The organism is bacterium, assembly GCA_037128595.1.
Classification (GTDB): domain Bacteria; phylum Verrucomicrobiota; class Kiritimatiellia; order CAIKKV01; family CAITUY01; genus JAABPW01.
In genome coordinates, this window is record JBAXWB010000009.1 from 142,753 (window position 1) to 154,954 (window position 12,202).

General features: G+C 56.5%; 5 protein-coding genes. All 5 read right to left on the minus strand.

The features are described 5' to 3' along the window. Window positions 1–24 precede the first annotated feature (24 nt). A complete protein-coding gene (locus WCS52_07770; GenBank protein ID MEI6167077.1) occupies window positions 25–1,080 on the minus strand; it encodes a LacI family DNA-binding transcriptional regulator in 1,056 nt (351 codons plus the stop codon). Between the two features lie 31 nt (window positions 1,081–1,111). After that, a complete protein-coding gene (locus WCS52_07775) occupies window positions 1,112–4,192 on the minus strand; it encodes an MFS transporter (GenBank protein ID MEI6167078.1) in 3,081 nt (1,026 codons plus the stop codon). 68 nt (window positions 4,193–4,260) lie between these two features. Then, window positions 4,261–6,777 carry a hypothetical protein gene (locus WCS52_07780; GenBank protein MEI6167079.1) on the minus strand — a complete coding sequence of 839 codons (2,517 nt, stop codon included), beginning with the start codon at window positions 6,775–6,777 and terminating at the stop codon, window positions 4,261–4,263. A gap of 124 nt (window positions 6,778–6,901) precedes the next feature. Beyond that, a complete protein-coding gene (locus tag WCS52_07785; protein MEI6167080.1) occupies window positions 6,902–9,778 on the minus strand; it encodes a hypothetical protein in 2,877 nt (958 codons plus the stop codon). Between the two features lie 36 nt (window positions 9,779–9,814). Next, window positions 9,815–11,716, minus strand: coding sequence for an autotransporter-associated beta strand repeat-containing protein (locus WCS52_07790; protein MEI6167081.1), 1,902 nt, complete (start codon window positions 11,714–11,716; stop codon window positions 9,815–9,817). Window positions 11,717–12,202: the final 486 nt, after the last annotated feature.

Genomic DNA, 12,202 nt, shown 5'->3' on the forward strand with positions numbered 1-12,202 from the left:
CAATCCCCAACAACCGAACACTCATCAACTTAGCAACTTATGGCCTTTGATCCTGGGGCGTTTGGCTTTAGCCACAGGATTGGCCGGTCCGTCACGCCAGGCGAAGTTGATGGAGAGGGTGGCCGGATGATCCGGAATGCCCCGTTCCCCGCCGCGGATCAAGGTATCCAGAAGTTCCACCGCACGCCGCCCCAGTTCGGCATGGCTCAGAAAGAAGCCGGGATTGATGATCGGCGTTTCGGTGATCCACAGGTCATAAAAGGTCACTTTTTTCGGGGCCTGCCAGCCCGCATCACGCAGAATCCAGTAAAAATAATTATTGAACCCGAGCACGACCTCGGGCTTCCACTCCTGCATCCACTTCCCCATTTCCCGGACCATCGCCAGGTGGAACTTCGGGTCAGCACCCGGGGGATCAAGGACACACAGCGGAATCCGTTGCGAATCTGAGACCTGGCGTTGCCGTTCCAAAAACGCCGCATACCGCTCATGATAATCGATGGCAAGGGGCATGTTGTACAGCGCCAGTCCAATCCGGCGATACCCTGCCGCCCGGGCCCGGTCCCACGCATCCTGCACCGCCTTGAAGTGGTTGGGCATCACCAAATTGACCGGTGGCCGCTCATAGCCTTCACTGCAGGCCACGGCGATAAACCGCGACCAGTCAAAGGCCGCACAGAAGCCCGGCTTGAAAATCTGCGCGACAATCACCCCGAGAATCCCTCGACTATGGAGCACATCCGCCAGCCGCTGGGGGTCTGGATAGTCACGGATCTGGAACACTTCCAGCCCGTATCCCTGCGCCGCCGCACGCTCCCTCATCCCCTGCTCACCCTCAACCAGGCCATCCGCCAGTACCGCCAATGTGGATCCCAGATGCGTCGGTTGCCGGTTCCAACGATGAGCCGAGAGAGCCGCCAGCATCGGATCGAACTGGTAACCAAGGTCAAGGGCGGCCTTACGGACACGTTCACGGGTGGCCGCCGGCAATTTCGGACTGTCCCGCAAGGCCAGGGAGGCCGTGGCGGTCGACACCCCGATCTGCGCAGCCACATCGCGCAATGTGATACGTTTGCTCATTCCGGAAGTATGTCAAAACGGTTAACCCGGTTCAATCCCTCTTAGAGCCGTCACCGGTGAGATTCACGGCCGCATTCGCCGAAAGCGTGATGGGTTTTGTTGCAAACCATGCAAACACGGCTCCGAGCACAAAGGCCATCAAGCCAAGGATAGCGGTCAGCGCGGGAGCCAGCCAGGTGCTGTATTCCAAGGGCAACACGGTACGTGTCGGCACCTTGGGATCGTAGAACAGTTTGGCCGTAGTGGGGAGTCCGTTCTCATCAAGCAACGGCATGGAGGGCTTGAGCTTGCACCCTACCCCACGGCGGAAGGCCACTTCCTGCCCGTCCGTCGCCTCGAACACAAACTCGTTATAAAACGTCCAACTGTAATCTTTGGCGTTGCTGACCGCCTTCATCTTGGCATTGAGTTCCGCCTGGTTCTTCATGACAAAATCCGGTTGGCCGGGTTTGCTGGCCACGACGGACACCGCGATCGCCTCCGTGGGCCGTCCCACCGCGAGCAACCGCAGATCCGGCCATGCCTGCTTGAAAGCCACCCCAACCACCAACAACCCCGCCAAAGCGAAAATAACTTTTGGGATCAGGTAGCCTGGGGTGTAGGTCTCCGGGGAACTGGTTGAGACTCGAACCGGGGCGACTACCTGACCTGCCTCCGGGCCAATCATCGACGTGAGCGGAGTATTCATCTGTTTATCACTCCTGGCTTCTTCCGCCCCCCATTTTTTCACGACCCCGATCTTTTCCTGATGAATGAAATACATGACGAGGCCGAATCCACAGATGACCAGGGCAAATACGTAGAGGTATCCGGACATATAATTATACTTGAGGGGGACTACCCCCTGATCAATCACAGGCGCAGGTACCGTCAGCTTGAGCGAGGCACATTCCAAGCGGATCCTATCCAGCACTTTGGCCGTCCACACGCCCCTGTCGCCCACCGTTTCATCATCGGCAACGACGATGAGGTGTACCCCATTCCGCCCGGCAAGTGCGGCGGTGCGCGCGTGACTGATCAGCCCCCCCTTACAGACATTGCGGGCAAGGGATATCAACTTCTGGTCAGGCGGCGGCAAATCGACAAATCGGGAAAGCAAGGCATTCATTACCCGGGATATGGGTGACATGAAGTTCCTGACCGGATCCTCAACCAAGGCAAGCTCAATAACTGCCGCCGGCTTGATCGCAACAGCGGATACCGGGGTCGCGTGGGCCATCAGGCCGGGAGCCGTTTCATCGCCAAGACGGATCAACCGCTGGCAAAGGGCACGCATGATGTCGTTCGGGTCCTTGTCCGCCGGCAGAAGGGTAGAGACCGAAAACGCAAACCCACGCTCCAGACGTATCGAGCCAAGGCTGATGGCGGCAGGGTCTTCCGCCCTTAACCGTTTATTCAGTTGGTCGACTTCCTTGTCTTTAGGTTTACGGGTGGTAAGCACTAACGAAACCACCGCCCGGGCAGGGGTGTTACTGAGGAGTGCCGTCCCCTCCTTCATGAGATGCTGATCCAAACCACGGAGGACTTCCGCGCGCCATTGCGCCGAACGTTTTTCGATGGCCAGCTTCAGCTGTTCATTCTCGGCACATAGCGCCTCCAGCTCTTTTTCGCGCCGGACCATCGTATCCCCTGCACTTCCACGCTTCCGATCCAACGCTGTTTTCGCATCAAGCGCGTCGATCGTATTCTTGAGCTCATCCCTCCGCTTCATTTTCGCTTCGCCGTCAGCGTCACGCAGGCGGATTTCGTAACACACGCCATTATCCTTAACAATCCCATTGGCATACCAGGGCCTGGCAACAATATCACGGGTGGCAGCGGGGGCTCCGTCAGGGGTGACCAGATGATCGAGATACAGAATCTGCGCCACCTGGGGTTGCTGCATTTCCGTTTCGAGACACACACGCACCATTTCACCAGCCGGCGGTTGAAAAAGTTTTGCCCAGCACAACAGGAAAACCCCCAACCCGTTCGTCGTGAAAAAGCCCACAATCCCCGCCACAATGCCGCAGCCGGCACTATAGGTTCCCATTAAATTGCGGGGAATATAGTCGTATACCAGCGGATAATAAACCATCCCCCCGATAATGCCGACGATACAGGTGGTTTCTCCGAAAAATATGATTTCCACTAGCGACGGCCGCTGGTCAGGTAAATACCACGTGACAAAAGCGAAATAGCTGAGCGTTAGAACCGAGACAATGCCGACACACGTGAGCCAAATCCGCATGCGGTGCTGGCGTCCCTTGTCGGCAAAAATCCCGATAATCGGAATGAGAAAAAGATTGATGATCCCGCCGAACGCAATATTAATGCCCATTTCCTGAAAACTATATCCCCACTGATTGATATACAGCAGGGTCCCCAAACTTCCCAGACTTGCCCCCAGCAACGTCGTGGCGATCATGAAAATGTACAGGTAGCGTAACTGGGGAATGGTCATGGCCTTCCAGGCCTTTTTGATATTGAATTTCTCGCCAGTAATCGTACTCCTGGGGTGCACTTCATGAATCCCGAAAAAGTAGTAAAACACCACAATCAGCAGCCCGAGCGCCGCACTCCAATACAGGATCTTGATCCCGCTGATCTGTCCTCCCAGAAAAGGAATGACCTCATCGAACCGGCCGATCACGGCCAGGGAAAACACAATATTGATAATCGTGTTGACCCAGGTATTCATGGCGGAAGAGCGCCCACGCATATCCGGCGGGATAATCTCCAGCTTTAGGGCCTCAAAAGGCGTTCCAAAAGCTCCAATAAACGCCGCAATACACATGAGGGCCAGAAACGCCCACACATTGGGCGCCAACGGGTAGAAAAACATCACAAGGGCCATCGCCGAAAAGTTGATGATCAGGAAAATCTTACGGCGTCCCCACCGCGTCCAGATGCGGTCGGACATGAACGAAATATAGGGACCGACCGGAATGAACAAGAATATCAGGCCCGGCAGGGAGAAAAAGAAGGTCAAGGCCGCAGGATTATCAATCAGCCGGTTGAGAATGAAGAAATTAACACCGTTAACCTGAATCATGAAGTAGAAAAGGGCCCAAGGCACCGTGATCATGATCAGCCAAAGAAATGGAATTTGATTCTGACGAGTGACAAGCATCTATCATTTCTCCCCAATGCATCCTGATAACTCTAAAACACTGGCGGCCCACAGGGCCGCCAGTGACTTCATTTCAACAAACCAATCACTACGGGTTCCCGCAGGAGGCCTGACGCCTCAAATTGAACATAATTGGACGTTTCGACCGTATGGATCTTGAAGGCAACCGGCTGTCCCCCAACCGCGACCTCAGCGACGCGCGCCCCTGCCGGCAGCAGGCAATTCACCTGAGTCTGCTCCATGCTCCCGGTGACATCCAGCAGGATCCGCCGCTTGGCAGGTTCATACCGGTACTGATAGGCGCAATACCCTCCCGACGCGGGATACTGGAGCACAACCTCGGCCTTCTTTGCGGGCGTGGCGCTCCATCGGGGGGCGATGCGTGCCTGCGAGAACGCCCGGCCCGTATCTTCCACTCCTGCCAGCCCATCCGTAAGGGCATACAAGACCGCCGCCTGGGACCAGCTGTCGGGCAACCCATACGAGCGGATACGTGGCTCGAATGCCACCGGTTGATCACTGGCGGAAATCGCCGCCAGCACCATGCCCGTCTCCTGGCCGCCATCGGCCGTTGCCACCCGGATCCCGACAATCGGCTTATCAGGATGCGGATTATTCCAACCAAACATCATCAGCCCCACGTTCGACCATGAGGGGTTCTTGCCCCGCCAGGCGACACGCACTATTTCCCGGTCCAGCCCTTTGTCGGAGATGCCCCACCAATGACTGATCTCGTGCTGATTTCGGATCCAAAGGCGCATTTCGGTTCCATCCGCATACCTGACGTCATAGAGCCCCACCACCGCATGAGGGGGCAGCGCCCGGGATGTCGCCTGCATGAAATACAAACTGCGTGCCTTGATTTTTTTAACCGGGACGGTGGCCTCCCGAGGTACATCTGCCCGCCCTGAGTCGATATGCAACACCGCCCTGCCCTCATTCCGGCGAGGATCGCCCACCGTGAATTCAATGGCCCCATACCGCCGGCGCCCGGTCGGCAGGTTCCGCATATCATTCTCATTCTCATTCACCCATGCCGGAACGGCCGCAGAGGCACCATCCTTCAACCCGCGGTTCGCCACACCGGCCAGGCTGATGGCCGTAAAGCGCGTCTTTGGCAACTTGGGAAGCGCTGGTAACCGCCGATAGGACTGATGCATGGCCCCACCATCGCGTTCGGAAAGTGCCCAGACCCGCTCCAGGATATCCACGCCATAGGCTTCACGGCCATGCTCAAACGCCGCGCGCGAAAGCTCCCCGGCAATAATCGGGCAAATGGAGCCATTCATGTAATCCCCCCAGATACTGGCCCCTGAACCCTCGGCCGGCCATTGATCAAGCTGGTAGGGCGGATCCATCGTCCACCATTCGGCAAAACTGTTGTTGCGTTCCTGTTGGCGACGCCGCTGGTATTCATCAATGATTTTGACCGCCATGGCATGGGTGGGAAGCCCGCGATTGATGGTATACCCGAGCGACAAACTCATGCGCTTGCGCTCATCACCCACCTTGGCGTAGACCGCCTTTGGGTCCAGCGTCTCCGGAATCATGTGGCCATAGGTATTCCCGAAGAACAGGGCCTTGTTCGCCCGTTGCCGCAGGGCTTCCCCTTCCTTGCGTAACGCGCCGGCCCGCTTCGAGTCCCCCAGATGCTCGATCATATCCGCCAAACGCCAGTAGGAGGAATACACGCCCGAATTATCGCCGTGAAACAGGAATTGCGGATCACCGGGCTTGACGCAACGGTGGTCCCCTTTATAGAAAACCGGATTGGTGAAATCCCAGGAGTCCATGCACATGGAGCGGTGCACCAGCCCCGCCTTCCGGCTCCAGCGCACAGGATGTGTGGTGTTGTACTTCAGCGCTTTTTCCAGCCGGGGGATCTGTTGCGCCATCCAGGCGTCGTCCCCGCTCGCCTTCCAGGCCTGCCACACCCCTTCCGTGTAAAGAAATTCGCAGTCAGCTTCCACGGGTATGCGGCGCACAATGTAGCGGCCCCCGTCTTCATAGCGAAAGTACTCTTTCCCCAACGCCTCGCCGAACCAGGTCCGTCCGGGGTAATTGGTATTCTGATAAACATTATCCCAGACCATGCCATTGGGCTCCTGGGTCTCCATCCAATAATCCATGGCTGACTTCACATCTTCCATGAAGTACTTCATCCCCTTGAGCGTATGCACATGGTCGCGCCCCCAGATGACCAGCATATGACGCAATTTTCCTCGCAATACCCAATGCCGGGCTTCGTCATTCGTAGCCAACAGGGTGGCAAGCCGCTCCATCAGTTTTCCATAGGGCCCCTGATCACAGTGAATACGCGTGGCCGCCTTAAGGGTGAAGGCGGTCTCCACCAGCACTGAACTGAGCGGGGAGAGTACACGTACTGAATGGAGACCGGCCGTCCCGCGGGCCTTGAACCGCACGCGTTGCCCCGGCCGGATGGCGCACCGGACATATTCGCGCCGCGCCGCATCTTCAATCACCAACTGGTATCCCGTGGCCGTGCCGACATTCAACTGCACCGTGCCGCTCTCGAAAGGGACCCACTCGGCGGTCTTGCGGTTCGTCTTGGTTAGTTCGATCATAGAGATTCCTTTATAGCAGGCGCCGACAGAGCGGCGCCCTCCATTGAATACATCAAAACATCGTTTATGAGAAATATTTAATGGAGGGTGCCGCTCTGTCGGCACCGGTTCGGGAGGCAGACTCTTACCGGATCATGTATACCGCGCCGGATGTCGGATAGAAACTGCCATCCAGCATGGAGTTGACCGTGAGGTCATCCAGAATGCCATCGCCGCCACCGGTCATCTTGAAGGCGGCCAGCACATGATTCGTCTGCACCATATAGAACCACGCCCCACCCAGGCTGCCGCCCGGCGCCGTCCAGCCGCGCGAATCGGTTACCGCCGAACCCTGGTTCACCATGAGCCGGAACATGTCGTGCGTGTAATCATTCTCGATCGTAAACCGGGACCATTGCGACGTGCTGATGGCGGGGGCATTGGACAACGTGATCCATTCGTTGACAGCCGGGCCGCCACTACGGGTCTGTTGCCAGACCACCAGCTCGCCATTGGTCCTGACGTAGAAAGCCCATTGCTGATTGGTATCCCCCACCGGCGCTTCGCTCATGGGCACGGGTATCGTCATGAACTCCAGATACACATTTGCCGCCGTCTCACTGTGAACCGCCACCCGCAGGGAGTCCTGCACGTAAAGCTCATTGGTATGCGTCGCTGATGAAATCGGATACGTGTGACCCGGCGACACATAAGACGCCAGACTGCTCGTCAACGCCAAGCCATTGGTTACGATTCCTGCGGTGACGGAATTGCCGAGCCAACCATTCGTCCCGGATATCTGTAGGCCCGCATGGTACCCTTCAAATGACTCCTGATAGGGCATGACGTTGAAAAAGCCTGAGTCCGTGATGAAGGTGATGCCGATGGCCGTATTGGCGTATCCATTGACATAGACGGCATTCCCTGCGGTAAACGCGGTGTTGTTAAACGTAAAGCTAATGGTCGACACGCTGTCACCCGGGGCATTGGCCGTTGCGCGCCCGGAGAACTGTATGCTCAACTGGGTCGCCGAAATCTTGGTAATCACCGCCGTCAGCCCGGATGGCACATTCCCCACGGTGATTTTGCTGGCCGTCACAAAGTCACTGTTATCGGCACCCGTCAGGGTGTCCCCTGTCAGGGTGATCGTCGCCGGACTGCGGTTATCTATGGCCCCGCCGGAAATCTCCGTGAAACTCGTCCTGCTATAGGCCAATGAGCGCGGATTCGTGAACTGGATCTGCAGATTCGACAGTGAGTAATTCGTTACACCCGCCGCATTCGCCCCCACAAAGGCGGTATTGAGGAAGGTAATCCCCAGATTCGCAATATTGTTCGCCACCGCATGAGCATTGGCCGTCCCGGAGAAGCTCACCGTGGCATCTTGCGCCGTGGCGCCGCGCACCACATGCAGTCCAAGCGAGGCTGGCAGATTCGCGGACGTCACCTTGCCACTGGCCACCAGGTCCTCCCCATTGGTCGCATTAAATGATTTATTCACCAATGTCAGCGTCGTGCCGCTTATGGCCCCGTTATTCGCCACCGTTTCCGTGAAGATAGTCGTGCCATAGCTTAACGTGGACGGATCGATGAATGACACGCTCAGATTGGTGCTGACATTAAACACACTCGAGGCCGGAACGATGTTGAACGCCCCATTCAGGAAGGTCAGGTTCAGGGTTGATATATTTTGCGCGATGTTATGCTGAGTCGCCGCCCCCAGAAGTCTGAACTGCACTTGCGTGTCACTCAACATAATGGCCTCGCTGATCAGTCCTGCCGGCAGATTCCCGATCGCCAACTTCGCCGCGTTCGTCGCGAAGTCCTCGCCCACCGTTCCCGCGAAAGTCCCATTCGTAAGGGTGATCAGCAACGGGGAACTGTTATCAATCGAGCCGTTGTTGGTGCTGGTTTCATAAAAATGGTTCGTGCTGTAGCCCAGGCGGGGGGTATTCAGGAACGTCAGCGCCACGTTGGTCTGGCTTCCCATCACATCCCAGGCATTGCGCATCGTGAACGCCGTATCAGCCAGTTGAACAAGCAGAGTGGTACTGTTGACGGCCTCATGTGCCAGCGCCGTATTGGTCAGGGTCATGGACAACTGTGTCGGGCTCACCCGTTGCACCACCGCCACCAGATTGGCGGGAAGCCCGCTCACCGTGGCTTTGCCGGAGGCGGTAAAGTTTTCATTTAGAGCGCCGTTAAAGGTATCGACTGCCAGCGTAATCAATAAAGGCGAACTGTTATCAACTGCCCCGTTATTGGTCACACTCTCCGTGAAATTCGTCCGGCTCCAGGTCAACGACCGCCGGGCCACCACCACATCGTCAATAAACGCCGGGGCCGCCTCGGCCAATACCCGGGACATAAAGCCATTGGTCTGCACCATATAGAACCAGGAGCCGGACGCGCTTGCGCCCCCGGCGGTCCAGCCGGTCGCGTCCGTCAGAGCGGATCCCTCGTTCACCACGATCTGGAACATCTTATTGGAATAGTCGTGAACGACAGTGAACCGGCTCCAGTCATTGGTGCTGATGACCGGGCTGGCCGCCAGCGTGCGCCACTCATTGCTGCCCGCCGTCCGGTTATAGTGCCAGAGCGTCAGGAGGCCATTGGTCGCGATGCAGAAGGCATACTGCTTATTGGTATTCCCTGTGGGAGGCGTTTCCGACCAGGTCGGACGGACCATGAAATCCACCTTCACCACCCCGCCGGTCGTACTCTGGATATGGTTGACCAGCTCGGCGTTCAGCACCACCACATTGGTGTGAGAGCCGGATAAAGGCAGGGATTTGCCTGAGACAGGATAATTCGTCAGGAGGTTCACCACCTCCTGAGTGGAGGTAACTGCACCAGCGTCACCTTGAGATCCGGTCCACCCGTTGGTCCCATCCAGCAAGGAGCCATTGGTGAAGGTCTCGAACGAGTCGGACCAGGGGGCTGAATTCGTGACAGCCCCTAAGGCACCTGATGCGCCCGCCAGCATCACGGCCAATCCCAACCATTGAAAATATCTTTTCATGACGTCCCCCGCTCCGAAATCTTGCCGCCCCCGCGGTTATTCCACGCTGAAAACGAAGCCCGCCGCTGCACGAGACAGCTGTAACGTGTTCCCCACCGTCTTCACCGAATAGCCATCCGGCACCGTTGCAAAGGTCCCGGCGACGCTGGTTGCCGTGAGAATAGTGAGCGTCTGTCCGACCACCGGTTTGGGCCCGTTGACCGCCAGAATGGCCCCAGTAATATCCGCGGTGCCCGCCACCGCCACGACATCATTGGAACTCGCCGTCAGATCCACGGAGAGGATGCCGCCGCTCTCCACCAGGAGGTTTCCACCCACATTGAAGGTCGACATGATGTTCGTGGTGGTCCCCGGAGCCAACGTTCCGCCGGTTTTGACGGTTACATTGCCACCCACACCGACGCCATCAAGCGTGCCGGAGCCAGCGACGGTCACGCTCCCGGTGCCAAGCGAACCGCACGCAGGAAATCTCACGCTATAATTCGTGGTTGAACTCGCATTCACTGTCAAAGTGACTTGACTCGCGCTATCAATTGACTTGATGACGGCCTGAGCCGGCAGTCCGCTGCCTGTCAATAACTCACCAACATACAGGCCATTTGTCGAAGCCAGACCCGTCACGGCAGCCGAACCTAATGTCAATTGACAGGCCCGATTGGTTGCAGGAACGTACATATCAAGCAAAAGTGTTCCATTGCTGACCACCGCGCCTCCACTGATAGTCCCGTTCATGCGCGAAATTTCGAGGATGCCATCCCCTTTCTTCATGATCGTAACGGGAAATCCCGCCGGCTCCCTCAGGGGAATATCCAAGACCATCTCCGAAACCCCAGCCGCCAACCCGACAGCGTTCGAGACGGTGAACGTCCGTGTTGCCGCCGCCCCCGTATTCATATCCATAAATTGAACGAGGTTAGTCCGGTTGATTGTTGTAATGATTGCCTGATTCGAGGATGCGGCAGAACAGGACACATCCGTGTAGAGCTTGAAGGAGTGGAAACTGTTTAAGGATATCTGACTGATCAGCCCACCATCTCCAAAAACCAACCCAGTCCCGGGAGTATTGACGGTCACTGCGGCGGACCCCGAGAACGCATTCCCAAACGTCATCACTCCTCCATCAAAAGTCAGAAGCCCGCTAAAGGTATAACTTGCAGTCCCATCAGGTATCTGCAGCAAACCTTCGCGGCGCACCGTGATACTTGAGTTCGTCACGATCGCGCCAGTACGCACAGCGAAAGTACTGCCCGCCTCAACAAACAGCGGACCAGGGATTGAGCCAGCCACTTCTCCTATGATTGTACCGCCGTTAACGAAGGTCCCACCGGAATAGCTGTTGGCGCTATACAAATGGAGAATCTTATTTCCAGCTTTTGTCAGTGCGATTGGCCCGACAATGGCCGAGTACACCGAAATCTCGGCCGATCCAGCCTGAAGTCCCGTAAGCACATTCAACTCATTGGTTCCAGACGTAATGCTACCGTTTGTGATAATGAGATTTCCACTCGACGCAGCGCAGAGCCCAATCAATCCCGATCTCACCGTCAACACATCACTGGTCGATGAACCAATAGTCAGGACTGTTTTTGACGACGGGCCATTGACGCTAAGCGAATCGATGGATGTCCCATTGGGAATCACGCCTGTCGGGGCGGGAGTTGCATTTGTAATCGCATAGTTGGCATTACCGCCCCATGTACTCAGGTCGCTGGGCGCCTGGGTAACTGGAACGATCTCGAGCGTATTAGAGGGGGATAACCTCACGGGCGCGGCACCCTCCGTAGCCATCCATGGAATCACCACGCCAGGCTGAATTCCGTTAGACACCACCAAGTCAACCAGCAAAGCCTCATTCGGGAACGAGCCGGAAGCTTGAATCTGACATGCTCCTTTTCCATCCACCCCCCTGTCAAAACCGGAAGTCGGATGAGTCAGCATGAGTTTTGGCTTGGGGCTGCTCGCAGTATTGAACCTCAAGTAGCCAAAAGGACTTAGAGAGATCCGGGAGATCATCTGGGTTGAGGCAGCATTGGCGCCACTGTACCGGAACACGTCGTCTTCCGTTCCTTGTTTCCTTGACAACCTGATCACCGCATCAGATTTCAGTTGATTGTTATTCCCGGCAGCGCAAGTTACAGAGAACACGCCACCGAATATGTCGAATTCGGAAACTCCGGACAAATTCCCAGCACTGTTCAGCACTAAGGTTGAATATTGTTGATTGTACCCCTTAACCACGCTAACTGTTCCGGATACGGATGAGCAATCGCTGTTAATCCGCAACTCACCATATTCGGACTTCGTGAAACCTGTCGGCGCAATCAGATGAACGTTCGTCCCAAGTTCCAAGCGACACTGCCGATCATTGCCTAACCCGAGTTCGCCAGTTGGGCCTATTCTGAAAGAATATTTGCCCGTTTCAAT